The following is a 26,941-nucleotide window of genomic DNA, read 5'->3' on the forward strand; positions in this document are numbered from 1 at the left end:
GGTAAAATTTAAATGCAAGTGCCACTTGCAGTTTTCACTTATGTCTGGAGAAATAATTTCAACGCGACAGAGACTGATTAATGCAGCAATGGAGTTATTCGCGACTCAGGGAATCACCGAGACGACAACAAAAGCTGTCGCAGAATTAGCAAAAGTGAATGAAGTGACCTTATTCCGGCATTTTGGCAACAAGCACGGATTGGTTCTAGCGGTGATTTCCGAGTCACCAGTGTTTAAAGAACTGGGTGAATCCTTAAAAACGCAAGTCAGTCAAAGCAACAGTGTTAACCAAGCTCTCAAAAATTATTGCGAAGAGCGCTTAACGGCTTTAGAACAAGTTCCTGAATTAATACGCTCTGTAGTCGGTGAGTCAGGAAAATATCCAATAGAAAATCGTCAAGCACTGGGAAGAAGCTTAGCGCAAGCCAACAACTATGTAGCTGAATATTTAGCAACAATGATGGAGCATGAGCAATTATACACCCAATTGCCGCCTCAAAAGCTAGCCAGTTTACTCAATAGTATCTTGGTAGGATATGCCGTGATTGAATTTACCAGTGAATTTCATGAACTTTGGCATGACAGAGATGAGTTTTTGGAAAATTTGGTGGCGCTGTTTTTAAAGGTTGCCACAAACTCTTCAAATCAAATCAATCATGAATCTATTGCAACAGACAAGGTGGTAGATTTACCAGCAAATTTAGTCTCCTTGATTTTGCAAAGAGCCAAAAAATCAGGGTTGCGAGATTATGCCCTAATGTACGTTTTGTTTGGAGCAGGTTTATCTTCCGAAGAAATTGCGAACTTAGAGCGATCGCACCAAATTAACGACGCCAAGCAGCACTTATTGCAAATCACCCAAGGCTCTATTCGACAAGTTCCTGTCAATCAGTGGATCATGGGTAAGCAGTATGGCTCTTATACTCGCAATCCCTTAACTCAGTGGTTAAAAAGTCGTAAAGATAACCACTCTGCATTATTTCTCAACGACGGTGGAATGCCTATTTCAGAGGTAGAAATACAACAGCGCTGGCAAATATTAACTGAGGGATTATTAACACCAGAAGGGCAACAGCCAGTCATTGAGCAAGCTCAACAAACATGGTGTGTAGAAATGTTGATGAAGGGAATGAATTTAGAAGATATGAGTATAATTACGGGTTGGAATATCACAAAATTGCAGCCGTATGCTCGTAGAGCCAGAGAAAAATCAGTTCTAGAGCAAGCGATTCGCCTCGATCATAAATCGAGGCAGGTAAATCGCGAAAGTTAAGTCTCACGAGTCTCACCTTAATGCATAACCTTGATAGAGTTTCCAATCAAACTTATGAGCTAACGACGAAGATCAGCGACAGCAAGCAACCTCGGCAACTCCACAGGCGGTTCTCGTCCTTCTGCTGCACCGCGTAGCTCCCGCTTGCTGGCAGGCGATCGCAGCTATCCAACGCTTTACGCGTGGGAGATCATTTGGTGGAGCGGATGAAATTTTGAGAGAAAGTACACAATTACAGAAGTTGATGGTATTTATGTCAATGATTCTTAGCAGATTTTAATGATTCTATCAGGGCTCATTCATGGTTATCGCTCATGCTAGTCATTAAGCTAGCTCAATCGGCAAATTAATGATGCATTATGAAAAAACGATATTTTTTACACGCTGGTGCAGCAATGCTAGGCACAGTATGGTTATCACGTTATTTATCAGGAAGGTCAGAAGTTATGGCAACTGCAAAGAATGAGTTTGAAATCAGCAAAACCGAAGAAGAGTGGCGCAAAATTTTAACGCCGGAACAGTTTTCTGTGCTGCGGAAACATGGGACTGAACGCGCTCACACCAGCTCTCTCGATAAGCAATATGCTAAAGGGGCTTATGTATGTGCTGCCTGTGACTTGCCACTTTTTACATCTGATACCAAATTTAACAGTGGTACTGGTTGGCCTAGTTTTTTCAACTCAATAGAAGGGGCGATCGCCACAACCGTAGACAAGTCATTTTTTATGACCAGAGTAGAAGTACATTGCCATCGCTGTGGTGGACATCTGGGTCATGTATTTAACGACGGTCCCGCACCTACTGGTAAGCGTTATTGTATGAATGGGGTGGCAATGAAGTTTATTGAAGGTTGAGGTTAGTGTTTGCAGGCGATAGCAAACCGCTCCAGCATAGCGGCAGATCGCTCTTGGAGAGAGTAACAAACGAGATGATTTCGTGTGCTCGCCTACCCTCAAACCGGAAGCTTCTCCCTACTCCCAGGACATCGGTTTAACGGTTGTGTTCAGCGGCGGCAAATAAGACTGAACTCAGCACCAGTGAATTGCAACTGTCTGCTGCACTACAGTTGTTAGATCGCTGTCGCTACTTTCTGCGGGTGTACTTCTCGTTCTTTTGCAAGGGTCTTTCGATAATCAGCAGCTTCAGCAATTTTGGTAAATTTTACCTCTGATTTGCAGATTTTAAGTTCCTCATCTATCTCTCTGACAACTTTAACTATTTCCTCCAATGAAACTCGGAAAAATTCTTTTTTCTCGTTTGCTTTGTTCATTCTTCTGGTGTCAAAACGTTTGTGCAAGCAAGATTCAAGTTCTGGTGCATTTTCACAAAAGATCATGGCGTGAACATCAAAAGGAAAAGGAACAGAAGCATCGCCCAGTTCCTTAACCCGATCCATTGGTTCTAGGCGACGTGTCATACCGATTTTGTAAACATCTTCACCAAATGAACCAATGTTTGAAATGATATAGACGTGTCCAGATTTAGTCATTTGAGCTTGAGAAATAGCTCTCTTTCTATTTGCTTCAGCCTGTGCAAGTCGCTTTTGTAATTCCTCGATTTGGCTAAAGAGTTTTTCCTGATTTTTACCCGTAGCGGATTCTATCTCCCTACGAGCTTTTTCTAGAGCCTCTTGATAACGACGTTCTTCTCGCTCAGCATCTTGCTTGACTTTTTCGAGTTCGCGCAATGCTCTTTCTTCTTCGCGCATCTGCTCACGAATAATGCGTTGTTCCTCTTGCTCTTGATACTTTTTCTCCTGATATTCATGGGTCAGCCAAAGCTCCTGTAATTTCAAATCCAAGAATTGTGAAGTGATTTCGCAGTGCGTAGTCTGAGAAAGTTTATTTAATTCCTCATAGGTCTTTCTGATTCGATTTTCCATGGTTTGAACGTTATTATATTTAACCTTCATCACCGAAGCGTCACATTCACCATTAAAGGCACGAAGAACTAGCTTGATAAAATTATCAGTCATCTTTTTACCTTCTTTCACACTACCGCTAACTGACCATTCAGTATGACAAACAGCAGCTTGTTTGTCCTTTATCATCTGTTTCTGCTGAGTGCGAATCTTATCTAAGCGTTGCTTATACTCTTCAGCCTCTTGAAAATCATACTTAGATTCATAAAATCCAAAAGCTTCGACAATTTCTTGTTCTTCGAGTCCTTGAAGCTTCGATTTTAGTGATGAAATCTTGATAGACAGTTCACATTCTTCCGCCTCTGCTTCCTTATCCAGTTGTTTAACGCGATCCTTCAGAATCATGATTTGTGAATCTAGCTCCCTAGCGGTATCTTCTCTAGAGATAAGTCCACCATATTTTCGATCTGCTTCTTGTAATCGCCTATCTACCTCTTTAAGACGCTGCTGAGCCACTGTATAATCGTTCTTGCGTTGTTGTAGCTGCTTGATTACCAAAGCAAGAGCGGTGGCTAATCCGATGGACAATAAGAACAGTAGGTATGTCATGGAAGCAAGCCGAAATCGTCTATCATCTACTATAGGTTGGTCGAACTTGCACCCTCTTATCTCAAAATTCTCTCAACTTTAGGTTTGATTCTAGCTGAAAGATCTCAACTCATGAGATTTCCAACCGAGATCTCGAAGTACGGTCTCAATCAGGATATAAACCGATCTAACTACTCAATTATACGGAGTATTTCCATATAACTACCCTCTACAGAGTATTTATACAGACTTTTTCCATATAAAATCCGAAATCTGAGTATTACAAATAAATGTACCGTATAATTACTTTGATAAATTATACTCACCTTCTTAACCTAAGTAGTAAAAGTGTCAGCAGTCTCCTAGATTTTTGAATATTTTTGATTCGTTCACTAGACATCGCTTCATCCCAAAATGAACATACATAGCGGCTGAACAACTCTACAAAAGACAGTTTTACAATAAAAATTGTGGTGAAAAACCTAATGTATATGCCTGAGGCAAACCCAAAAATGGCAAAGACATCGATACCTGCATTTAACCTTTACGAGTCCGACTTCTACGCTTGGACGCAGGAACAAGCAACGTTGCTCCGCAACCAACAGTGGAGTCAGGTTGACCTACCAAACCTAATTGAGGAAATTGAATCTTTGGGTAAGCAGCAACGCCAAGAACTGCGTAGCCGTTTGAGCGTGTTGATTGGACATTTGCTGAAATGGGAGTACCAACCTCAGCGTCGCAGCCGCAGTTGGCTAGCAACACTTCGCATACAGCGTCGCGATACGATACGGTTACTAAAAGACAACCCAAGCCTCAAACCTTATCTTGATGATGCTCTGCAAGAAGCATATGAGAATGCCAAGGACTTAGCAATGGGAGAAACTGACCTGCCAGAGCAAATCTTTCCTCTCAATTGTCCCTACAACTTGACTGAGATTCTAGAAGATTGCTTTTATCCTGGCGAGTTAAGTGAATTAGTAGACAAGTCGGAATCATAAACACCTGTGATCAATGCTCTAAGAATCTGGGGCTAAATCTGTCATTGCTCCTTTTGAATTTGTCTAATGAACAACAGAGCGATCGCCCTGATCCCCAAAAAGCTTATGAATATTACATGATCTCAACCTGATTAGTCGTTAAAATTTCAGTTGAGATTGTAATGTAAAAAAAATGCCCTCTCATCAACTCTTAATCCCAATCTCAACACAATATAGGCTTTATAACCGATACTCCAAAATATCAATCCCAAAGAAGGGTGTTGACTTATGTGTATTGAATTTGGGCGGGAAATCTGTGGCAATCTCGACATCGCACAGTCGCGGGAATGGTTAGTCACCAATGGCATCGGCGGTTACGCTTCTGGTACTGTGGCAGGTTTACTGACCCGTCGCTATCACGGCTTACTGCTAGCGGCTTTGAAACCGCCTCTGGGTCGGACTTTGCTGCTGGCAAAACTGGATGAAACTGCCTTGTATGACGCTCGCTCTTTCTCTTTCCACACGAACCGTTGGGTGGATGGTATCGTCAGTCCCCAAGGCTACCAGCACATTGAACACTTTTCCTTGGAAGGCACAATTCCTGTGTGGCGTTTTGCCTTTGCTGACGCTTTGTTAGAAAAACGGGTGTGGATGCAGCAGGGAGCTAACACAACCTATGTCCAATATGCCCTGCGTCGCGCCACCCAACCGTTAAAGCTGACGCTTAAAGCAATGGTCAACTACCGCGATTATCACGGCAGTACCCAAAGCAACGGTTGGCAGATGACCGTTGAGCCAGTGACACAAGGGATTTGTGTCGCAGCTTATCCGGGTGCTGTACCACTGTATCTTCTGAGTGACCACGGCAGTGCATCTGTTGTCCACAATTGGTATTACGGATTTGATCTAGCAGTTGAACGCTACCGAGGACTGAGCGACAAAGAAGACCACCTCCACGCTGCTACTTTTGAAGCTACACTTAACCCTGGGGAATCGCTCACCTTTGTCGCCAGTACTGACAACCAACCAGACTTGGATGGTGAAGCAGCACTCCACCACCGTCACACCCAAGAGCAGAAGTTAATCGGACAGTGGAAATCTAACCGACCCCTCCATGCTCCTGATTCTCCTGCCTGGATCAATCATTTAGTGTTGGCTGCTGACCAGTTTATTGTTGACCGCTCCGTGCCAGAACACCCTCACGGCAAAACCATCATCGCTGGTTATCACTGGTTTAGTGACTGGGGACGCGATACGATGATTAGCCTACCCGGTCTGACCCTTGCCACTGAACGCCCAGAGATAGCACGCTCAATTCTCCGCACCTTTGCCACGTATGTAGACCAGGGAATGTTGCCGAATCGCTTCCCCGATGCGGGTGAAACACCAGAATACAATACAGTCGATGCGACTCTGTGGTATTTTGAAGCAGTCCGCGCTTACTACAGCGCCACTGAGGATGATGATTTGTTGCATGAACTCTTTGGGGTGCTTGCAGATATCATCGACTGGCACTGTCGCGGCACTCGCTACAACATCCACCTCGATTCCACCGATGGTTTGCTTTATGCAGGGGAAACGGGTGTGCAACTCACTTGGATGGATGCCAAAGTCGGAGATTGGGTTGTGACGCCGCGCATTGGCAAACCCATAGAGGTAAATGCCCTCTGGTATAATGCTTTACGGACAATGGCAAACTTTGCTCGCCACATTGGCAAGCCCCATCAGGAGTATGAGGCGATCGCCGACCGTACCCAAGTCAGATTTTCTCGCTTTTGGAATCAACAGACAGGCTACTGCTACGATGTGCTGGATGGTCCCGATGGAGATGACCCATCCTTGCGCCCTAACCAAATTTTTGCCGTCTCCTTACCCGAAAGCCCGCTCACGCCAGCCCAGCAACAAGGAGTGGTAGATGCTTGTGGGCGGATGCTGCTAACTTCGCATGGATTGCGTTCGCTTGCCCCTGAGCATCCCCAATACCAGGGAATTTACGGCGGTAATCAGTATCAACGCGATGGAGCCTATCATCAAGGAACAGTCTGGGGTTGGTTGCTAGGTCCGTTTGTCCTGGCACATATGCGTGTCTATAAAAACCCAGCTATTGCTCGTCAGTTCCTAGAGCCAATGGCGAACCATCTCACTGCTCACGGTGTCGGTAATCTCAGCGAAATTTTTGATGGCAATGCCCCTATGACCCCACGGGGATGTATTGCCCAAGCGTGGACAGTAGCAGAGGTTTTGCGTGCTTGGCTTGCGGCAGAGAATTCCTAAAAGGTTTCTTGCGATGTGCAATGCCTAGAGATGAGTTTTTCCTGAGTCTATCCTGCATTTTTCTCGTCGCATTTTCACCGAACCTCCTGGTGGCGGAAGCCCCTGTTTTCTAAACATGGCTGCAGGAGCAAACAGGCGAATTTATTCGCTGTCCAGATATCTTAAAATGCATACGAGTAACCGTCCTTTTGATGAATTGGTGTGCAAAATCTGTAACTAATACCCGCAATGCGACCTGTTTTGGTGGCAATATCAAAACTACCAGTTTTACGACACAACACTCGACCAACGTACTCGCCAACCTTTTTTCCAGAAGTGACAACAGCTTTAATGATGTCGCCAGTTCTGAACCCAAAGTGAACTTGCTTGCGCTGTCGATGACGAGTTGGGAATCCGTAATTGTCAGTACCACACATTTGACGAGTTCCCCAACCAGCACACTTAATGCGTACTGGTTGTTGAGTCAGCAAATTGATGTTTCGACATTCCCAACACAAGCCGCATCAATACCAGTGTTGCTTTGGTAGTTCAAAGCTTGTTCGGTTGTATTTGGTTTGTCCACCCGTTCCCGTTGTTGTAGGTAGGATATTTTTTAAGGTGCGGAATAATTCCCAACGAGTCGAGTTGACTGCGGCTACATCTTTTAATGGTTGCTTGGCTTGTCGTTTTATTCTTTCTAACCTAGAACCATCCTTTTTGAGGAACTCGTCTATAGACTTGATTCCTTTGTTGATGTTGCATCGCTCGCAAGACAAGGTTAAATTGCTGGCTCGGTTGCTACCGCCCTTTGATTTGGGATGGATATGCTCAATCTGGAGCGGAATACCTTCTTTATCGCAGTACGCACATTTGCGCGCCCACTTCTCTAGAAGATATTCTCGCACTTCATAGCCTGCAAGTTCTCCTTGTTGATACTCAACCCCATCAACTTCTGGGTTTTGCATTTTTTGGGTGTCAAACTTAACTAGCTCTATAGCTATTTGAGTTATTGGAGCATAGCGGCAAAGTCGTTTTACCCAAGTTACCAAAGTAAGAACACGATGCATTAATGATGGTGGTAGCCAACCCTCTAGACGGTTGCGGTTGTCAAAGCGTGGTTGACGATATCGAGTCTTGCGTGTACGCCTTGAGCGACGCAATGACCTTCTCGACTCTAAAGAGTCTTTAATTTGCCATCCCCTGTGTTCCAATTCAGCCGCCCAAATAACCTTATCCTGGTCAAGAATCGCAATACCTGTAAATCGACTACCGGGGTCAAGCTTGATTACTAGTGGTTTTGGTGTTGCGTTGCCAACTACGTGTTTGAGTATCAAAGTAAACGGGTACACCCTAAAGACACCGGCTTTCCTTTTGCTGAGCAATTCTCTTGCTCGTGCTGGAGGGATTGGATTAAGAGGTTGTTTGTTTTCGTCGATAACGAATACATAATTTTGCATTGCTGCATACTCCTTTCGGGTAAAGTTTGCTTCGACATTGTTTAGAGTCGGTACTATCCAAACGACACTGGTTTATTCTCCATAAGCCTGTTTAATCGTTCGGTTCCAGTGTTCAGAACTAGCAAGCATCCTGAAGTGGGTCTTTTAACTCTTGCTCTAAACGAGTAGTCTGGTCAGGTGAGTCAACCAGCAAGCCCCTGCCTTTTAGGCATGGGGTTCGCACTGTCAACGAGAGAACCCTGACTATCAATTTCTCATCAGAAATTCAGCCTTATTTAGGGCAGGACTGTTTCATTGTCTGAAGCCAACCGGGACGGATTTATATTGCTCTGCCAGATCACCACCTGCTTGTGGAATCGGGGCATATCTGAGTAACTCGCGGATCTAAGGAAAATCGCTTTCGTCCCTCGATTGACGTCTTGTTTCGCTCCGCCGCCCGGAGCTATGATCCGCAAGTGATTGGGGTAGTTCTAACTAGATTGCTTGATGATGGGGCATCTGGGCTGTACGCGGTGAAGGAGCAAAGCGGGAAAGGGGTTGTCCAAAACCAGCCTTTGCCCCAACCGCATATGTGTATTTGATGCAAGTGAGAAGCGCTATAGTTTTGATGCCATCAACACAGAAGGTTTTTGATGGTTAAGTCTCACCTTCGGGTAACGTGAGGATTTCAACGCCGTCTTCAGTCACAGCGAGAGTATGCTCAAATTGAGCGGAAAGCTTGCGATCGCGTGTCACAGCAGTCCAACCATCACCCAGAACCTCGACTTCCCAAGTGCCTTCGTTAATCATCGGCTCAATGGTAAAAACCATACCAGGTCGCAGACGTTTTCCCTTGCCTCGTGTCCCAAAGTGGGGAATTTCCGGCGCAGTATGGAAAACGTTGCTCACACCGTGTCCTACGAAGTCTCGCACCACCGAAAAGCCCTGCGCCTCGGCATACTCTTGAATGGCTGCACCAATATCCCCAACCCTTGCTCCTGGCTTGACTTCAGCAATGCCCCTTCTCAAGCACTCGTGTGTCACCTCAACCAGCTTTTTGGCTTTTGGCGAAGGCGTGCCAACAAAGAATGTCTTGGATGTATCACCGTGGTAGCCATCAACAAGCGGTGTCACATCAATATTAATGATGTCACCTTCCTTGAGGATTTGCTTGGCATTGGGAATCCCGTGACAGATGACTTCATTAACACTCGTGCAAATTGACTTAGGAAAGCCCTTGTAGCCAAGAGGTGCGCTTTTTGCACCATGCGCCTGTGTCCAGCGTTCAGCTTCGTCATTGAGTTCCAGGGTGCTTACCCCTGGCTTGACAAGTGGTTCAAGATGGTGTAAAAGCTCCGCTGCCAAGCGTCCAGCCTTACGCATCTTGTCTAGTTCTCTGTTAGATAAAATTACAATCGTTTCGCTTTTCATGAAATTTAACGAATTCGGCGGAATTCAAGAGTCCGCCTATGCGGTGGGGATGGATAGCCGGAAAAATATGAGGTACATCCCTTGAGGATGTCCGAATATTTTTCAATATATACTGAATTGTAAGGACAAATGTGGTAAAGTCTAAATGCCCAAAGCAATTCCGTTGCTCTTGTGTTAGCGAAGTGGGACGAAGTCCGGCAACATTGGTGACGACCAACCAGATGACACAAACGGACTGGTAAAACAGGTGAACAGTGCATAACTTGGGAAACGTAAACAGACATAGAATTCTTTCGGATTCCCTGCATACAAAGACTCCGTGGGGGGTCAGGAGTCTCTAAACTGCCTGTGGAGGTATCGGAACGCGGATGTTGCTGTATGGAGTAATCCTTGGGGCATTTGGAGTAACGACCAATGAAGCAGGAAATTTCTACAGGGCGACTTGTAGAAGCCCCACGAAGAGCCGTCAGGCAGCGTGGGGAGAACGTCACTGTAAAGCATCATCCAATACTACCGTTACCCCCGTTTCAGCAGAACGTCGTGCCGCATCCGCCACTTTTAGAGTGTACAAGCTTTCTTCTGAGGTGACGTATATGGGAGTACCATCAATGAGATGGTCTAACACTATTGTCGTATCTTTGGCAAACAAACCTCGACGATCACCAACTTCTATCGTCTTTGTTTCCCCTATCTGTACCAAAATTCCTGTGTTGCCATCAAAAAGTAATCCGCCGTTTTCACCATGAACTTCAAACTTACGTTCTGGTTGCCACAAAGTTTCGCCTTTACCGTAGACAACATGGGCTAACAGTCCGTTATTAAAGGACAGATGAGTATCGCAGAAACAGCTTTGGTAATACTCTGTTTCTTCTATCCGCCAAAATCGGTTATGACAGTTGACCGATAAAACTTCACCAAACAAATCTACAAGACGGTGCAAGCGCGAAAGTGCGCCAATCAAAGGAAACCCGAAAAGCTCGTGATTGTAAGTCCATTTGCGGGGTGCGGGATGCTGGGGATTAATGGTGTTGTAGCGCACAAAAAATACTTGACCAACTTCTGGGAGGTATTGCTTCAAGGCTTGATGCACACCACCCAACAGTTCAAGATGTTCGACATGGAGCAATTTTTTTTGTGCTTTGGAAAGGGCAATAAGTTCTTCAGCTTCCGCCACATCTACAGAAAGGGGATACTCTACAACAACGTGTTTACCGTTCTGCAACGCTTTTCGTGCAATTGCACCATGATCCCGAGTCACAGTGCAAATCACCACCAAGTCTATATTGTCTTGCTCTACCAGTTGCTGCCAAGAATCTATCACCTCAGCCTGGTAGTCTCTAGCAAAGGCTTCTGTCTTTTCGGGTGTATGACCGGCAACAGCAACGAGATGTGAGCGTTGATCATGCACCAATGTTTCAGCCCGGAGCTTTGCTGCATACCCAGTACCAACCAAACCCACCCTTACTGGGCATTTTTGCGAAAAAGCTGAGTTATCGTACATTATTATTGTCACCGCTTTGTTTATTGTTGTGTATAAGCGCTAAGGAACCGATGGGTATAAGGGCGTAAAGGCATTACGCTCGTATCAAGGTAAGAATATAGGGAAAAATAGACTCCTCTGTCTACACTCGTACACCCCCTATTCCCACAACAAACAGCTTTAACATCTCAACCAACCTCAGATTGGTTTACTATGTTATTTTTATACATTGATTTTTGCTCGTTTATAACTTTATTTAACAATCTAACAAGTAGAGGCTTAGTCTTATAAAAAAAATTATTTTGGTTAACTCACTAAATTTCATTATTCATCGAGTTCAGTTTCCGGTTAGATCGTTTTATTTTTCTCGTAGTATCAGAAGTGAAGCAAATGTTCATGAACTGCTGATCCAATCAGATTAGCCGTCCTATTTGCTTTAGGATAACTTATACGATCCGTTTGTAGAAGAGAGGATGACAAAATGGCTACTTACAAAGTGACACTCGTCAATGACGCTGAAGGGATAAACAAAACAATTGAGGTAGGAGATGATGAATACATTCTAGATATAGCTGAAGAAGCTGATCTTGATTTGCCCTACTCGTGCCGATCTGGTGCTTGCTCTGACTGTGCTGGTTTCATTAAATCAGGTTCCGTTGAGCAGTCTGACGGGTCTTTCTTGGACGACGACCAGATTGAGCAAGGATATGTGCTGACCTGTATCGCCAAACCTACCTCTGATGTCACCATCGAAACCCACAAGAAAGATGATATCGAATAAAGCTTAGGCACCTCAAAAATCAACTTGCAAGAGCCACTGATGTGGTAATGACAGAAAAAAAAGCAGGATAGACAGAGAAATATTCCCCCTGTGCTGTGTCTGTTGGTTACACCTACTTTGGCAATAAGTCTATATTCAGGTTATGCAAGCAGGAACATAGAAAACCCTATGCTCCTGCTTGCATAACTTACTTACACTGTGACAGAGTGGCTTAAAGGGTATTCGTAGACAAATGAAGGTGCAGCAAATTGCTGGTTAAATAAGCTATAAATTGATATAGTACGCTAACTTTTTATACTTTCAAGATTTTTTGTCCACTTATAATTTTATTTAATAATCTAAGGAGTAGAGACTCAGTCTTATAAAAAAAACTTATCTTGATTAACTAACTAAATTTCATTACTAATCGAGTTCGATTTCCGGTTGCATCGTTTTATTTTTCTCGTAGTATCAGAAGTGAAGCAAATTTTAATGAACGGCTGATCCCATAGGATTAGCCGTGGTATTTGCTTTAGCATAACTTATACAATCCGTTTGCAAAAAAGAGGATTACTAAATGCCGACTTTCAAGGTAACTCTGATTCACGAAGCTGAAGGATTCAACGAAACGATTGAGGTTAACGATGATGAATATATTCTAGATGCTGCTGAAGAGAAAGGTTTTGACCTCCCCTACTCTTGCCGTGCTGGTGCTTGCTCTACGTGTGCTGGTAAACTTGTATCTGGTGCCGCGCCTGACCAGTCTGACCAGTCTTTCTTAGATGATGACCAGATGGAAGCTGGATATATCTTGACTTGTGTGGCTTACCCAACTGGAGACTGCACCATCGAAACCCACAAGGAAGAGGAACTTTACTAAAAGTTAGACATCTCAAAAATCAACCTCTTGGAAGAGTATCCGATGTCCTAGAGACACAAAAGTAAAAGAAGCAGTACAGACAACAGAAATCATCCTCTGTTGTGTCTGCTCCAACACCTACTTTGGCATTCAGTCTAGATTCATGTTATGTAAGCAGGAGCACAGGGAATCCCGCGTTCCTGCTTTATTAATTTAATTTTAGCAATTTCCACAAGCATCCCTGTGTTGAGCTGCAAGGGAAGGAAAGCATTTTGAGTGTGATAGATATAGATTTGCTCAGTTTGTTTGCGCAATCCCGTTGCCGAGAATTTGAGTTTTAGTCCCAGGATAGTAGAACTGAAGAATCTTTGGACTTGACCAGCCGAGGTTAGCTAAATTTTGAGCACCCACTTGACTCAAGCCAACTCCATGTCCTAAACCACCGCCAACAAAGGCGTATCCCCAAAGTTCTGAGTTGCCTTTATTTAATGGTTGTAGGTAAAACAGGGTGCTGATAGGAGCCATAAAGGCACTGCGAACTTCGTCTTTATGTAAAGAAAATGTGCCAATATCTGTTTTGACATCGAGTTTGAGAATCCGACCGCTCTTGCTTCGCTCTACTACTTTCATTTCTCGGATAGTTTGGAACTTCGCATAGGGGCTGTTTTTCACCTTGAGAAATTTTTGTAAACCCTTGGTAATCTCTTTCAAGCTCGTTTCCCGACGCCAACGGAACAAGTCCCTATCACTTTCATTAAATCCTTGTTTGAGACTGATAAACTGTTGAAATTGGTTTTCATCCGCTAAATTCTGCCCAGACAAGTTCCATATATCATGGCTCGGAGCATCTACTATCGGTTGCAGATAGGGACGGTCATCACCATTCCAGACATCGCTAAAGGAAGCGGTGACACCACCAGTTGTGGAAGAATATAAAGCATCCACTAGCTGGTTTTTATAAGTGAGAACCATACCCCGTGTTGTGGCGATCGCCCGATCTGTGTTCGGTGTCACTCCATTCAACCCATAATAAACTTGACAGTGAGTATCCGCGCACAGTTGATACCCATCTATAGCAAATCTATGTAAATTCCGTAAAGCATAAGTCCGGGCGAGAATCGCTTGTGCTTCCATTGCTGGCATGGGAGCTGTCGCGCCAATTTCATACGGCACAACTCCACGCAAGTATGTTTCTAAAAGCACTTCATTCACGAGAGTATAGTCACCATAAGCATTTGGCTGCAACTTCATGCGTCCAGGGTAAAGATGTGCTTTCTCGGGTTTTTTACTTTCATTGACCCGAATCAAATTTTTGTCGCTACTAATTTCTAAATTATCTGGGCTGAAGCGTTTGCCATCCACTTGCCAAGTGACTCGGGGTACGTTTTGTAAAACTTGGGTATCGACAAAAGCAGTTTTTTGACCAGCAGCTTGGACGCTTTGCAACAGCAAACGTCTGAGTAAGGGAGTGTTGTAAACTTCCCGTTTTGCCCAAACTTGCCAGCGATCTGGTTGGGCTATTTCTACTTCTATTCCGCGATCGCGCCACTTTTGCGCACTATCTTCAGCAGTTTCATACGTACGGAATGTTCCCAAGACGACCCTTTCCTTGACGACTGCTGCAGGCATTGCTTGCATCAAGACTTCTAGTTTCACAGGCTTGGTCGTGACTAAAGTTTGCTGGGTACTCCCATCTTGAAACTTCAACCTCAAGCGATCGCCTTTGGTAGGTTCTAATTGCAGCGTTTCTGTAGGCTGATCTCCAAATCGCTGCACAATACCAACGCTAATTTCCACATCCTTTGTTTTACTTGCAGGACCCGACGCCCCAGTTAGACCCAACAAACAAAACGTGGTGAGTACCGTGTAAGAAATACGCCAAATGATTTTCATGGAATCTTTGTTTTGCCGCCACAGCTGTCTAGGGGTAGATGATCGCCAAAATCATTATTAGGTAAGAAGGATAATGTCAGACATACTTGGTTGCAAGCCCCTAAAACGGAAAAAATCCGTCCAGAAAAATTCAAGCGAAGCATCCTGATTTTAAGACCCCCCTTTCATCTTTAGGGTTCCTTTTTAGCATTCTGACTTTCCTATGTAGTGTAGTAGTTTTTGGCACAAGTTATTTGCTCAAACCAATACCTGTTTGACAACCAAAATCAGTTGCAACTTGAAGTCATAACGAATATGATTTATAAAGAGCGACAAAACACCACTCATATATGGTCATTCAAGAAATTCCTTTAAATCAGATACGGCGACCTTTGCCACGCCAAAACGACCCAGAAAAGGTAAAAGCTTTAATGGAATCGATTGCTGCCATTGGGCAGAAAGAACCAATCGATGTTTTAGAAGTCGATGGACAGTACTACGGATTTTCTGGATGCCATCGCTACGAAGCTTGCCAGCGTTTGGGTAAAGAAACTATCATCGCTAGAGTCCGCAAAGCCCCTAAAAGTGTTTTGAAGATGCATCTGGCATAACCTTGTCTTTTGTCTTTGGTACAACAATTCAATAAATCATTTGGAGAAAATTATGCCAAGTCAAACATTCCCAGTAAACATTGGTATTGACGAAGCAAGCAGGGCTAAAATTGCCGAAGGTTTGTCTCGTCTGCTGGCTGATACTTATACGCTGTACCTGAAAACTCATAACTTTCATTGGAACGTCACAGGACCGATGTTCCAAACTCTGCATTTGTTATTTGAGACCCAGTATACAGAGTTAGCGGCAGCAGTTGATTTGATTGCGGAACGGATTAGAGCATTGGGCTATCCTGCACCCGGTACTTACAGCGAGTTTGCCCAACTCAGTTCGATTTCAGAAAGTCCTGGTGTCCCCAAAGCTACAGAAATGATCCGCCTGCTTGTCGAAGGACAAGAAGCCGTTGTGAGAACTGCGCGGTCTATCTTCCCCGTTGTGGATGAAGTTAATGACGAACCCACTGCCGATTTATTGACTCAGCGGATGCAGGTACACGAAAAGAATGCTTGGATGCTGAGAAGTTTGCTGGAAGAATAGAGGTATGGGGAATGGGGAATGGCAAAAATAACCAATTCCCAATTCCCAATTCCTAATTCCTTGTATGCTGTCATGTCCAACACCGATTTCACTCAAAAATTGCATGATTTAATGCAACGGGTGGGTATTTCTAGTTTTAAAGCGTTGAGTCGCACTGCTGGTGTCTCAGAACGTCAAATTTTGCGGTTGCGACGGTTCGGAGTTGGGCAAATGCGCGTGGATGTCCTACTTAAGTTGTCGCAAGCGCTGAAACTCAGCTTAAATGAACTAGTTGCGACTTTCTCTCAAGTAGAGTTGGTAATAGATAAAGATACACCAACCCAAGAATTGTTACATTATGTAGCTCAATTAAAAAAAGAATACGAGCGATCGCAACAGCAAATACAACAGCAACGACAAGTATTACAGCAAGAGTTCCAGCAGTCTAGTTTGCAACTGCTGGAATCTTTGTTATTGCAATTTCCCACAGCCGCACAGAAAGCACGAGAAAATCCCCAGTTACCGGCCCTCAACATCGTTCCGTTGGTACACAAACCCTTAGAAAAACTTTTGCAGCAGTGGGGAGTGGAAGCCATAGCACCTGTGGGAGCAGAAATACCGTATAACCCACAACTCCACCAGCTTCTCGAAGGAAATCCACAAGTTGGTGAAATTGTCAAGGTGCGTTACACTGGTTACCGTCAAGGTGACAAGTTGCTATATCGAGCTAAGGTCAGCCCCGTTTCACGCCTAAGTGTAGGCAAATCATAGCAGAAACAGGCACTTACGCTTGAAAAATTACAAACAAATAGTTCTCGGTAAATCCGAATTTATTATTCAGAAGTTTTACATAGGTATGTGGTTACAGTTTTTCAAATGAATTACTATTGGTATAGACTAACAATGTCAAGAAAATTTTATACTAATTAGTGTTCCTACGTTATGATAGAGCAAGTAAAAGTTATTCAACTAACTGGAATGTTAGGGAGTAGTCAATCCCAAGACTTTCGAGAAAAAATTAATGAAATTATAGAAAAAGAAAGTAGCACCAAAATAGTATTAGTTGATTTTAAAGATGTGACTTTTATGGACAGTTCTGGCTTGGGTGCTTTGGTGTTAGCTTTCAAAGCTCTACGGGCTGTAGATAGGAATTTGGTGATCTGCTCGATCAATGAACAAGTTAGGATATTGTGTGAACTGACCGGTATGGATAAGGTATTTGAAATATTTCCTAGTCAAGAGGAATTTAACAAAGTTGCCATATCTAAAATAAATTAATCAAACTTCATCTTGATGATAGATAAATCATCATCAAAAGCTTCTTTTGAGTTTAAAGAGATGATGTAATTTAATATCTGGTCAAGTTTACCCTCAAATCGCCCCTGTGAGGTGACAAGCATCTGAATGAAACCTTCTAATGTCCAAAGAGTGCCATCTGATTGGGTGATTTCGTAAGCACCATCACTGAAAATATAAAGAGAACTCGATTCTTCAATATTGCAAAAGTCATCTACATATTTTACCTGTGGAAACATACCCACAGGCACACCTGGAGTTCTCAATTTTTTGACTTTAGTCGAGGTTGCGGATTTTCCCGATATTAAGACTGCTGGTGGATGACCGGCACTTGCGTAAATTAATTGGCGTTTAACTCGGTTATAAACTCCATACCAGATAGTAAAGTACTTATCGTTTTGATAATTCATTTGAAAAGTATTATTCAACGCTTGCAGGACATCACTAGGTTGATAGTAATTCAGACCCTTAAGAGCACGCGATCGCAGTAAATTTAGCACAGAAATCGAGGGGAGAGTTGCTCTGAGTCCATGTCCTGCGGTATCTAACAGATATATTGCCAGGTAATCAGGGTCAAGCCAATAGTAATCAAAACAATCACCTCCCAGTTGGCGTGAGGGAATGAATTGGAAATTGATGCCCAAAGGATGCGTCATTGGAGGTGGTAGAAGCGATCGCACATATTCTGCTGCTTCTGCCAATTCTGCTTCTAAAATTTGCTTTTGGGTTTGTAAATCCCTACTAAGCTGGTGCAGACGTAATCCTGCTCTTACTCTCGCTTGCAATTCATTATGTTCAATCGGTTTTGTGATAAAGTCATCAGCACCCGCATCTAAGCCCTTAACGCGATCGGCTACGGAATCTAAAGACGTTAATAAAATAAAGAATGTAGTAGATAACTGGGGATCTGCCTTGATTCGTTGGCAAACTTCCAGTCCGTTTAACCCTGGCATAATCCAATCACAAATAATCAGCGCCGGACAACAAGCAACTGCCTTGACAATTCCTTCCTCACCATTGCTAGCAACCACGACTTTATAACCCTGTCTTTCCAGCATCCTTGTCAGAAGTATCTGTACTGCCAGGTCATCATCAATTATTAAGATTTGATACAAATTAGCCATTAGTCATTAAGTCACGAGTCATTAGTCAGTTATAAGTCATTAGCCATGGAAGACTTTTGACTTTTGACTATCTCTCTAGATGATTATGGAGGGGAAAGAGGATTTAGCCACAACAGGATGGTGCGTTGGAGCTGATTGAGGTCGCGGTATACTTCTTGCTTGAACCACTGTCCGAAGGCGTCAAACGGCGTGAACGATTCTCCCGTCTGCCATTTAATATCTTGCCCTAAGGGTGTGGTATGAGTTCCGGTGAGTGTCTGTACCGTCACCATCTCTGGAAACCGTTGTTTCAAGAGTTCAGTTAAAGTTTTTGATTGATCAAGTGTGTCGTTACTAAATTTTATCAACAAGTTGCGGCGAATATTATAGCGTTCTTGCACGAGTTTATTGGTTTCTAAGGGTGAGGGGGTAAACTCGACAGCGGTGGCTAAGTTGAACTGTTCGATTAAGGGAATGGCTTCGCGTGCAGCGTAGTTGTTATAGGATATGAGGATATTGCCAGCGCGTTCTACAGGAAGAAGGCTACCAATGAGTAAATGGAGTTTGCACCCCATACTGTGTCCGATTCCGTAGATGGGAAGGTAGCGCTTGCGTATTGCCGAAGTATCGTGTAAGCGTTCTACGGCGCGTTCAAAGTTTAATAGTACAGATTTGGCGATCGCACTATGATCCAAAGTGTTCACAAACGGCGTCGCGATCACAGCATAGCCTTTGCTTGCCAGTTGTTCTAATAAGTGGCGGTAAGTCAGGTGGGGTGCGGTAGCAACGAATGCGCCGCCCAGGAAGTGAATGATTGCAACAGGATTTCGGGGAACGAGTACCCAGTTGCCAGAGATTTCTTGCCAGTCCATCTCAACAAGGTAAAGGGTGAGAGATCAAAGCCGAGTATTTAATACTTTTTAATAGTAAGCTTTGTTGAGTGTTGTTGTGGGGTGGGTATCCGCCAAAACCGACACTCTTTAAGGCTGATGGCGTGCGTGCTAATTTTATAGCGGTTTGCAACCGTTGTAAGCTACACCAAAGAAATAAAGAAATTAGAACTTACGCACTGTACAGATTGACCATCATATGCGTTAACGTGCATTCGGTTGTTTCAGACCACAACACAAAGTAGGGTGGGCAGTGCCATAAATTGATGTGCAGATTATATGCTAGTGCTTACCACTGCCCACCTTACAGTCGAAAAACGTAATTCATATTTAATGATTTTTGTCAATGCGTTAGTCCTAGAAATAATGAACCACAGATGTAGACAGAGGCGGCTTAAGGCAGAGTACACTCATGGAACACAGATAAACCTGTACTTCATTACATAAGTGGGTTTCATGTGCGTTGAGGGTGCGTCCATCTGCGGTTAATTATTCATTTTTTTGGAATGAATGCAAGAAGTCTATTCAAATCAGAAGTGCTATAAGTATGAAAGCGAATACGAGATTATGCTCCCATCCCAGAATATCTCTTCAACCCCCGCCGCCACAGCAAACGATTTAAACCCAAAAACACCAAAATCCAACCCACCATTGACAAAAATCCCCGTCCTAAATCCACGGGTAGCCCAACCAAAATACTTGCAGGGAAATCAATCATATAAGGAAACGGCGTACAAAGTACCACCGCCCGCACGCTTGGAGGAAAAACCTCTAGAGGTGCAATCATCCCAGACAAAAATAAATAAAACAAAAACCAAAAATTTTCTACAGCACTCGCCCGTTCCGTCCAAAAAGCAAGCATTGCAAATGAGTATTGCATAATAAAACGCAAAGCAAAAGCGAGCATCGCCGCCAACATAAATAGCAAAAGATTTGCTAGACTTGGCAACCAAAAAGCTTGGGGATACAGGAGAAAAAATATCACCAGCAGTAACAATGTAAAAGGTAAACGGGCTGCTCTTTCAGAAATATGAGACGCAATATGATGCCATACTGGATCAATAGGTTGTAGCAAGCGAGGAGAAAGTTTTCCTTCTACTATTTCCCTTTCAAACTCCCAAACAACCCAAACAACTGTGATTTGTCTGAGGAGAAAAACAGTAAGAAAGTAACGGGCAAAATCCACAGGTGACAGACCGAACCGTCCTCCTTGCGCCGCCTGTATCCATACTCCCATGAGAATAATTGGCAGAGAATTTGCCAGCACCCATAAAATAAGTTCCGCCCGATACTCAACCATATAGGCGTAGTACACTGACAGGAACGTCAAGGCTTTCTTGAAAATTCGCTTCATCATAAAGATTTAGTCATGAGTCATGAGTCATTGTAGAGACGCGCTGAATGAAAGCGTCTGTACATCTTTGTCTTATTTAAACGTTGACCACTCCTGCTTGGAAAACTCGCCCAATCACTTCTTCAACTGGCGGTTCTGTGACTGTCAAATCAACGACATCCAAATCTGCTAAAATCCGCGCCACCGTTCGGGTAAGTTCCTCTTGCTGCACCATATAACAAACCGATCGCCCTTCCATGTGTCGCACATCACCATATAACATCAGTTTTTCTTTAGGTACAGGATTAATTAATTCCAGATGGACTTCTCGATAAGGCGCAAAACGTTCCAGCAGTCCATCTAAGCTACCGTCATACATCAACTGTCCTTGGTGAATAAGCAGAACCCGCTGACATAAAGCAGTAATGTCAGCCATGTAATGGCTTGTCAATAATACTGTCGCTTGATATCGCTGATTGTACTCGCGCAAGAAATCACGCACTCCCACTTGAGCATTTACATCCAATCCCAGTGTCGGTTCATCTAAAAACAGTACCTGAGGACGATGCAAAAGTGCTGCTAAGAGTTCTGCCTTCATGCGTTCACCTAAAGACAGTTTCCGCACCGGTTGAGTCAGTTTACCTTCCAGCGATAGCATCTCGGTTAATTCTCCTACCCGTTGACGGAACTCTTTATCGGAGATATTGTAGACAGCACCGTTAATCTTGAGAGAATCAAGTGCTGGTAAGTCCCAAAGCAGTTGCTGTTTTTGCCCCATTACCAAGGTGATTTTTTGTAAAAACGGTTCTTGGCGACGAAATGGAATATGTCCACCAACTGTAACTTGACCGCTAGAAGGATAAATCAGCCCCGTGAGCATTTTTAGCGTCGTGGTTTTACCCGCGCCATTTGGTCCTAAAAACCCCACCACTTCACCAGGTGCAATTTCAAAGGAAACATCGTGAACTGCTTTGATCTGTCGGTATGTGCGGCGAAAAAAGTGGGTTATTGTCCCTACAATTCCTGGTTCTTTAACGGCGACAGGATAAACTTTGCTCAGGTTTTGAACGGATATTATACTATAATCATTTGCATTAGAAACATTGTGTACTGACGATTCTGGTGACATAACAGACAGTAATAAATTGGATTTAGCAACAAACTTTACTTAAAAGAGTTCCAGATCTTATTGTCTTTCAATTTGTAGAAACAATACAAATTTGTTATTATTTTATACTTACGCACTCAGTCATGCTCAAAGGTTCAAGCACTTATTAACTGAGTCAAGCGCTTAAAGATGCGAAGCACCTCATCTAAGTCATTTCCGGGGTTACGCATCAAGAAGCCCTTGGATAAAGCATAACGGGGTAGATTTCCTTTAACTAATTTGACGAAAATAAACTCGCTACCAGTGGCAATCATACCAAAACAGATTTTGTTTGGGTGAGGACTACCCAACATACAAGCAAGAATTTGTGCTAGTCCTTCTTTCTTACTTTTCACGTTATCTGGAAAACCTCGCTTCTATTTCTCTCTCTTATAAGGAGAGAGACTTTGAATTTTGGGTTTGAAAGTTAGATTTTTTGTGAACTTTTCCACATGGCGTAAAAAGTCAGATCCTTCTTCAATTGAGAAGGAAGCTTTTTTAGACTCAATAATCATTAGCCATAATTGGTCTTTCAAAACTAATGTATCAATTTTGCCTTTGATAATGACATCATCATCAGGCACAGCAATATCTACAGCAATATCTATAGGTTCTTCTGATTTTACGTAAAAAGGAGTTAAGTAAAAATTTCCAAGAAAAAGTATAGGAGCTACAATTGCCATTCGGACGACATCTTCTAGCAAAAGTGGATAGTTAATGAAATTGAAATAACCAGCTTTTACCTTGTCTAAAAGTTGTTTATCTAAATTTGTACTTTCAGGCAAATTATCTTGCCATTCCCAGAAGAATTGGTCATGCAAAACTAACTGAAGACCAAAGTTGTCGATTAAGTAGCGTAAATTTATATCTTTTGCTTGTAATGTTTGCACCATAAATCTTGAGTGTTGTGGTTTACTAAGTAATAATGTAAACACTAAAAAAGCTGGGAAGTGCAATGTCTAGCATAAGTACTCGTTAGGGCGCTTTCTTAGGAATTGCTATTGGTGGTGTGTATACTTTCTCTGGACATTGCACTCAAGCTCAAATTACCCCTGATGGCACTTTACCGAATAATTCCATCGTCAACATACCGAAATATAAACATTTTGGGAGGAAGTTCCGTAACTGCTGGCATTGTGCAAGGTTCGGACTTAGTTGGCGCTGTTGCAGGAGATATTACCCTGAATGCAACAGGAGAAATAAAAATAGGGCAAGGGAGCAATGTCTTCAATGTTGTGCAAAATCAAGCACAAGGTAATGGCGGAAATTTGACAATTAACGCCCAACAATTGCTTGTTCAAGACGGAGCAGAGGTTAGAACCACCACAAGAGGTGCAGGCAAGGGCGGGAATTTGACTGTTAATGCCACTGAGAAAGTGGAAATCAGTGGTTTGCGTACATCTGCCAATGGTAAGGCATCTGCTAGTGCTTTGTTGACTGGCGCTACGGCAACTGGGGAAGATTTGGCGGCGGCAGCGCAGTGCCGGGTGCGGGCCGCGACAACACTCACTGCCCGTGAGCGGTCTTTGTGCCCGTACTCGGCACCGCCAAATAAGCGCGTAGCGTTCCCCAGTTGCGTCACTTTCCCCCCTACACGGATATGTATTAGAGGGTCACACCCCTGATTCGCCAGCAGTATCCTACTAGCGTTGGGGGCTATTTCCCCTCGCAGTAAAAAAAGCTGCTCCTCTTCCCTCCTCTAAGAGGGGAGGGTTAGGGAGAGGTGGGGAGGGGTTAGGAAAGAGGTCAATTTGTACTGGTGTAGTAAGCGCTCACTACAAGCCATTTTTAACTCAACTGCGCCACGAGTTGATTCTCCAACAACGTTTCACTGGTTAACAAGTCCTCAACCGTGATTCGCAAAAAGCGTTGCTCATCGATTTGAAAGCGGACTTTGACGCGATCGCTCCCCGGAAATCCAGGCGGTGTCAGTTGAGCAATACTTCTTGCACCATCTTTATCGTTGAGGGATTTGACGTTTGTTTGCCCGGTGGCGATTGAGCGAGTAATCAGGCGATCGCCATCAAAATAAACTTCTGTAGCGCCTGTCTCTGCTCCCAATTCCCCCATAATTAATTCAATACTCGGCTGACTCTCGACAGAAGCACCTAAAACTAACTCTACAGGCTGACTCATTGGGTAAGGTTGCCCAGCTTTAATGATAGGATGCCAACTGTGGCATTTGTTGCGGCGGTCCCAGTAACGGATACCGTAGCTATGGTAAAGAAAATCTTTCAGTTCCACACCTTGAGCAAGCTGCAAAGCACCTTGGGCGATCGCTTCAAAAGGACGCTCGCAACGAATTTTTTCTGGTTCAAAATACTGCTTCACCCATGTTTGGACGGCTGGAAGTTGCACAGTCCCACCAACAAGTAAAACAGCATTAATGTCTGAAACTTCTATTCCCTGGCGTCGCGCTTGCTGCAACAGGGAACTCATCGACTCATCAAGTTGTTCAAAAAACGCGTGTTCTTTGAGGATATTTTCTAGGGTATCGCGGTTGAGTTCTAACTCATAACTTTCAAATGTTTCATCGTTGAAATAAACTTCACTTGCTTGGGTTTGGCTTGAAAGCTGAATCTTTACCCTTTCCGCCAGTCGCGTTGTCAAGGGACTCGCCACCAACCCTTGGGTTTTGGCAAAGTAATCAACCAGCCAATTATCAATATCAGTACCACCCAAATTTTGCCCAGCTTTCGCCAGTACGCGAGCGGTTTTTACCTTTTGCTTAGAGTCTTCGGCTAAGGACTTATTCCCCCACTTAAGAAGAAACCCTAAAGGCTTTTGAGTGGTTTGTACGCTTTTATCCAGACGCACCAGCGATAAATCCAACGTTCCGCCGCCAAAGTCAATCACCAAGAGAATTTCTTGGTCTGCCATACCATAACCTAAAGCAGCCGCTGTTGGTTCATCCAACATCCGCACTTGTTCGACGCTTAGGGTTTGGCAAACTTGTCCTAGCCAGTGACGATAAGCTTCAAAGCTGTCTACAGGTACAGTTAACACCAGAGAGTCTATTCCCCCTTGCATTGGTGCCAATTGCTCAATGATTTGCGAGAGGAACCATTGCCCTACTCCCTCAAAGGTTATATTTTGTCCATCTATCTCAGGTAAGAAACCTTGGATGTCTGCGCCAATACCGCGTTTGAAACTGCGGAAAAATCGTGGGTCGTTTTTCAGGTCAAGACCGCGATCGCGCACCTGTTGACCCACCAACACTTGCCCCTTGGAGGCGTCTTCAACATAAACCAAGCTGGGAATCAGTGGCGGGTTGAGACTTTGTTGAATCGATAAACCAGGTATGTTGAGAGTTTCTGGTTGTTGGGTAACTGGGTTCCAGCGAGCGATAACTGTGTTGCTCGTTCCAAAATCTATTGCTATTGCCATAATTTTTAATCATCTCACGCAAAGATGCAAAGCGTGAGATTATTTTCCCATTAGCCATTGTATTTTTAAGAGCGCAGTTATGCCGACAGCAGTTTTCCCACGACTACGCCATTATAATAATTGAGCAAAAAAATCAATGCTCGAGAGTAGGATTTTTTTTATAAAATCTATATGTAAAGATCATAACAAAGCTAGATGGTGTGCTATGCCTGCTAGCAAAATATCATTCAAGCTATGCAGGAAAATCAACAACAGCCCGAAATGGCACAACAGGCAGCTTGTACTGATGAAATATTGCCTGCTTTTGAGGAGATAAAGTTTTTACGCGAGCAAGTAGAGTTTTTGCGTGAGTTGGTAGAGAGTCAAAAGCTATATTTGCAGCACAAAGAGAACCAACTGCAAGAGCTAGAGCAAGAATTGAAGATGACAAACGAAGAGTTGTTTACTGCACTCACTTTAGACGCAAGTTGCCCCTTCAGGGGCAACTTGCGTCTAAAAAATTTAGAATGCTTAACACTCTTTGAGGCGAAGGAAGTCGCTAAGACAATTTTGAAAAGTGAAAAATTGAAGAGTGAGTCTGTAGCTGAGCTGCTCACTGTTATTTATGGCGAAAAAGTTAAACCAGAGGAATTGCAACAGACAGACAGGTTAAGTCTTCAAAGAAATCCTTTAAAAAAGGATATTGCTCATAAGAAATCAAAGAATTTAGAGAAGTCGTCCCACAAACGTATAGAAAGAACACACGAGCATATCAAAGGCTCTCAGGAACATATCCAGGAAACCAGGGAACTCTTGGAAAAATGAAAACAGTGCCTAGAGAAAATCAAATCGCCCTCAGACACCGAAGATTAGGGAATTTATTGCAGCCACCAAGAGCGCAAATGGGCGATCGCTTCTTCCTTATGCTTAGCTTCGACTTCTATCCAAGGCGCTTCTCGGTAAACACTAGGCATAGCAGTGATCAAGTCGCTGTGTTTTCTGTCTTGGAAAGCTTCTTCACCATTGGAAATATGAACCAACTGCCACTCAGGCTTATCCCAAGTTTCTCGTGCAGCATAAAACATTTCCGCCACATTCGGATCGTCGTAACTCTCTAAATTTTCATGACAAATATGGTGATGGGCATCAAATACCAATGGTATTTCAGCCCGTTGGCAAACTTCTAAAATTTCATTGGTACTATAGGCGTGTTCGTCATTTTCCAAAGTCAAGCGGCTTTTGATATTTTCTGGCAATTCTGAAATCACCCCCACCAGTTGATCTGGGCGTTGAGATTTGCCACCATGAATATTCATCAATGACCAAGAGGAACGTGGTAAACCTAGTAAATCTAACGTGCGGGCGTGCCGATCTAAAATTTTGATACTAGCTTCCACCACTTGTGGTGAATCAGAACTCAGCACCACGTATTGGTCTGGATGTAGTACCATTCTGATGCCCAATCTTGTCGCCCTTTGCCCGATTTTGGCTAAATCTGCACTCATCTTCTCTAAAACAGTTGCGCCGACTTCGTCCTCCCAGTCACTCATGGGGAACAAATTAGAAGTCATCCGATAAAGCCGTAGCGAGTTCCGCACACAAAAAGTTAACGCCAAATCCAAGCGCTGTAAGTTATCCCGATAAAGTACTTTCAGAGCAGTTTCACGTTGCTCTTCTGGGAGTTCTAAGTAGCGCGTGCGCGTTATTGTCCGGAAGCGCACCTCTTTGGAAAATGTGATGCAAACCAGTCCTAAGTGCGGTGGAGCAGTTTTTTCCAACTGCTGTGCATTAGGTGAATTGTTAGTTGCAATCCCTGATAGGGATTTAGACTCCCGCACTGCTGACATATTACATATCACTATTACGCCACTTCTTTGATTTAACTCAT

General features: G+C 43.6%; 24 protein-coding genes and 2 pseudogenes. 13 read left to right on the forward strand and 13 right to left on the reverse strand.

Annotated elements, in window-relative coordinates; translation table 11 throughout:
• Nucleotides 1-40 precede the first annotated feature (40 nt).
• Both V5G28_RS32945 and msrB read left to right on the forward strand, forming a co-directional pair.
• On the forward strand, nucleotides 41-1,273 hold the full coding sequence (locus tag V5G28_RS32945; RefSeq protein WP_332991645.1) for a TetR family transcriptional regulator: 1,233 nt from the start codon (nucleotides 41-43) through the stop codon (nucleotides 1,271-1,273).
• A 359-nt stretch (nucleotides 1,274-1,632) separates the two neighbouring features.
• The gene (msrB, locus tag V5G28_RS32950) at nucleotides 1,633-2,127 is read left to right on the forward strand and encodes a peptide-methionine (R)-S-oxide reductase MsrB (RefSeq protein ID WP_332991647.1); all 495 of its coding nucleotides are present in this window, start codon (nucleotides 1,633-1,635) and stop codon (nucleotides 2,125-2,127) included.
• Between the two features lie 215 nt (nucleotides 2,128-2,342).
• On the opposite strand, the gene V5G28_RS32955 is transcribed toward msrB, so the two are convergent.
• Nucleotides 2,343-3,743: a DUF4041 domain-containing protein gene (locus V5G28_RS32955; RefSeq protein WP_332991651.1), complete on the reverse strand. Its 1,401-nt coding sequence runs from the start codon at nucleotides 3,741-3,743 to the stop codon at nucleotides 2,343-2,345.
• A 491-nt stretch (nucleotides 3,744-4,234) separates the two neighbouring features.
• Between V5G28_RS32955 and V5G28_RS32960 the strand changes: the two genes are divergently transcribed.
• Together V5G28_RS32960 and V5G28_RS32965 are read left to right on the forward strand one after the other, a co-directional pair.
• The gene (locus V5G28_RS32960) at nucleotides 4,235-4,720 is read left to right on the forward strand and encodes a DUF29 domain-containing protein (protein ID WP_336231518.1); all 486 of its coding nucleotides are present in this window, start codon (nucleotides 4,235-4,237) and stop codon (nucleotides 4,718-4,720) included.
• A gap of 267 nt (nucleotides 4,721-4,987) precedes the next feature.
• Nucleotides 4,988-6,973 (forward strand): amylo-alpha-1,6-glucosidase, encoded by a 1,986-nt coding sequence (locus tag V5G28_RS32965; protein ID WP_332991653.1) that lies wholly within the window; start codon nucleotides 4,988-4,990, stop codon nucleotides 6,971-6,973.
• A gap of 161 nt (nucleotides 6,974-7,134) precedes the next feature.
• On the opposite strand, the pseudogene iscB reads toward V5G28_RS32965, so the two are convergent.
• A pseudogene (gene iscB / locus V5G28_RS32975) lies at nucleotides 7,135-8,409 on the reverse strand (RNA-guided endonuclease IscB).
• Between the two features lie 395 nt (nucleotides 8,410-8,804).
• Here iscB and V5G28_RS32980 point away from each other — a divergent pair.
• A pseudogene (locus V5G28_RS32980) lies at nucleotides 8,805-8,990 on the forward strand (chemotaxis protein CheB); the annotation flags it as partial.
• A gap of 55 nt (nucleotides 8,991-9,045) precedes the next feature.
• Here V5G28_RS32980 and map read toward each other — a convergent pair.
• A complete protein-coding gene (map, locus tag V5G28_RS32985; protein ID WP_096565211.1) occupies nucleotides 9,046-9,819 on the reverse strand; it encodes a type I methionyl aminopeptidase in 774 nt (257 codons plus the stop codon).
• Between the two features lie 487 nt (nucleotides 9,820-10,306).
• On the reverse strand, nucleotides 10,307-11,320 hold the full coding sequence (locus V5G28_RS32990; protein ID WP_096565213.1) for a Gfo/Idh/MocA family protein: 1,014 nt from the start codon (nucleotides 11,318-11,320) through the stop codon (nucleotides 10,307-10,309).
• A gap of 460 nt (nucleotides 11,321-11,780) precedes the next feature.
• Between V5G28_RS32990 and V5G28_RS32995 the strand changes: the two genes are divergently transcribed.
• Nucleotides 11,781-12,080, forward strand: coding sequence for a ferredoxin (locus V5G28_RS32995; RefSeq protein ID WP_332991657.1), 300 nt, complete (start codon nucleotides 11,781-11,783; stop codon nucleotides 12,078-12,080).
• A 556-nt stretch (nucleotides 12,081-12,636) separates the two neighbouring features.
• Nucleotides 12,637-12,939: a ferredoxin gene (locus tag V5G28_RS33000; protein ID WP_332991659.1), complete on the forward strand. Its 303-nt coding sequence runs from the start codon at nucleotides 12,637-12,639 to the stop codon at nucleotides 12,937-12,939.
• A gap of 276 nt (nucleotides 12,940-13,215) precedes the next feature.
• Here the strand turns inward: V5G28_RS33000 and V5G28_RS33005 are convergent, their stop codons facing one another.
• The gene (locus V5G28_RS33005) at nucleotides 13,216-14,811 is read right to left on the reverse strand and encodes a SpoIID/LytB domain-containing protein (RefSeq protein ID WP_332991661.1); all 1,596 of its coding nucleotides are present in this window, start codon (nucleotides 14,809-14,811) and stop codon (nucleotides 13,216-13,218) included.
• A gap of 329 nt (nucleotides 14,812-15,140) precedes the next feature.
• Between V5G28_RS33005 and V5G28_RS33010 the strand changes: the two genes are divergently transcribed.
• From V5G28_RS33010 to V5G28_RS33025, 4 genes are all read left to right on the forward strand, one after another.
• On the forward strand, nucleotides 15,141-15,401 hold the full coding sequence (locus tag V5G28_RS33010; protein WP_041034194.1) for a ParB N-terminal domain-containing protein: 261 nt from the start codon (nucleotides 15,141-15,143) through the stop codon (nucleotides 15,399-15,401).
• Nucleotides 15,402-15,453: 52 nt separating this feature from the next.
• Nucleotides 15,454-15,939 (forward strand): Dps family protein, encoded by a 486-nt coding sequence (locus V5G28_RS33015; RefSeq protein ID WP_332991663.1) that lies wholly within the window; start codon nucleotides 15,454-15,456, stop codon nucleotides 15,937-15,939.
• Nucleotides 15,940-16,011: 72 nt separating this feature from the next.
• Nucleotides 16,012-16,689, forward strand: a complete 678-nt coding sequence (gene grpE, locus V5G28_RS33020) for a nucleotide exchange factor GrpE (protein ID WP_332991722.1) — start codon at nucleotides 16,012-16,014, stop codon at nucleotides 16,687-16,689.
• Between the two features lie 171 nt (nucleotides 16,690-16,860).
• Nucleotides 16,861-17,196, forward strand: coding sequence for an STAS domain-containing protein (locus V5G28_RS33025; RefSeq protein ID WP_332991665.1), 336 nt, complete (start codon nucleotides 16,861-16,863; stop codon nucleotides 17,194-17,196).
• On the opposite strand, the gene V5G28_RS33030 is transcribed toward V5G28_RS33025, so the two are convergent.
• The 6 genes from V5G28_RS33030 to V5G28_RS33055 form a co-directional block, all read right to left on the reverse strand.
• A complete protein-coding gene (locus V5G28_RS33030) occupies nucleotides 17,193-18,329 on the reverse strand; it encodes a PP2C family protein-serine/threonine phosphatase (protein WP_332991724.1) in 1,137 nt (378 codons plus the stop codon). The genes V5G28_RS33025 and V5G28_RS33030 overlap by 4 nt on opposite strands.
• A 92-nt stretch (nucleotides 18,330-18,421) precedes the next feature.
• Nucleotides 18,422-19,189 (reverse strand): DUF1350 family protein, encoded by a 768-nt coding sequence (locus V5G28_RS33035; RefSeq protein WP_332991667.1) that lies wholly within the window; start codon nucleotides 19,187-19,189, stop codon nucleotides 18,422-18,424.
• A 583-nt stretch (nucleotides 19,190-19,772) separates the two neighbouring features.
• Nucleotides 19,773-20,561: an ABC transporter permease gene (locus tag V5G28_RS33040; protein ID WP_332991726.1), complete on the reverse strand. Its 789-nt coding sequence runs from the start codon at nucleotides 20,559-20,561 to the stop codon at nucleotides 19,773-19,775.
• A 76-nt stretch (nucleotides 20,562-20,637) separates the two neighbouring features.
• Entirely contained in the window at nucleotides 20,638-21,669 is a 1,032-nt protein-coding gene (locus V5G28_RS33045; RefSeq protein ID WP_332991670.1) for an ABC transporter ATP-binding protein, read from the reverse strand.
• Nucleotides 21,670-21,803: 134 nt separating this feature from the next.
• On the reverse strand, nucleotides 21,804-22,043 hold the full coding sequence (locus tag V5G28_RS33050; protein WP_332991672.1) for a hypothetical protein: 240 nt from the start codon (nucleotides 22,041-22,043) through the stop codon (nucleotides 21,804-21,806).
• Nucleotides 22,044-22,064: 21 nt separating this feature from the next.
• The gene (locus tag V5G28_RS33055; protein WP_332991674.1) at nucleotides 22,065-22,580 is read right to left on the reverse strand and encodes a hypothetical protein; all 516 of its coding nucleotides are present in this window, start codon (nucleotides 22,578-22,580) and stop codon (nucleotides 22,065-22,067) included.
• Nucleotides 22,581-22,688: 108 nt separating this feature from the next.
• Between V5G28_RS33055 and V5G28_RS33060 the strand changes: the two genes are divergently transcribed.
• Nucleotides 22,689-23,312: a hypothetical protein gene (locus V5G28_RS33060; RefSeq protein WP_336231521.1), complete on the forward strand. Its 624-nt coding sequence runs from the start codon at nucleotides 22,689-22,691 to the stop codon at nucleotides 23,310-23,312.
• A gap of 163 nt (nucleotides 23,313-23,475) precedes the next feature.
• Here the strand turns inward: V5G28_RS33060 and V5G28_RS33065 are convergent, their stop codons facing one another.
• Nucleotides 23,476-25,074: an Hsp70 family protein gene (locus V5G28_RS33065; protein ID WP_332991678.1), complete on the reverse strand. Its 1,599-nt coding sequence runs from the start codon at nucleotides 25,072-25,074 to the stop codon at nucleotides 23,476-23,478.
• 234 nt (nucleotides 25,075-25,308) lie between these two features.
• On the opposite strand from V5G28_RS33065, the gene V5G28_RS33070 reads away from it, so the two are divergent.
• Complete coding sequence (locus V5G28_RS33070; protein ID WP_332991680.1) at nucleotides 25,309-25,878, forward strand: hypothetical protein; 570 nt, start codon at nucleotides 25,309-25,311, stop codon at nucleotides 25,876-25,878.
• 53 nt (nucleotides 25,879-25,931) lie between these two features.
• Here V5G28_RS33070 and uvsE read toward each other — a convergent pair whose 3' ends face one another.
• Nucleotides 25,932-26,900 (reverse strand): UV DNA damage repair endonuclease UvsE, encoded by a 969-nt coding sequence (uvsE, locus tag V5G28_RS33075; protein WP_332991681.1) that lies wholly within the window; start codon nucleotides 26,898-26,900, stop codon nucleotides 25,932-25,934.
• Nucleotides 26,901-26,941: the final 41 nt, after the last annotated feature.

The organism is Scytonema sp. PRP1 (genome assembly GCF_036697665.2).
Lineage (GTDB): Bacteria > Cyanobacteriota > Cyanobacteriia > Cyanobacteriales > Nostocaceae > Kalymmatonema > Kalymmatonema gypsitolerans.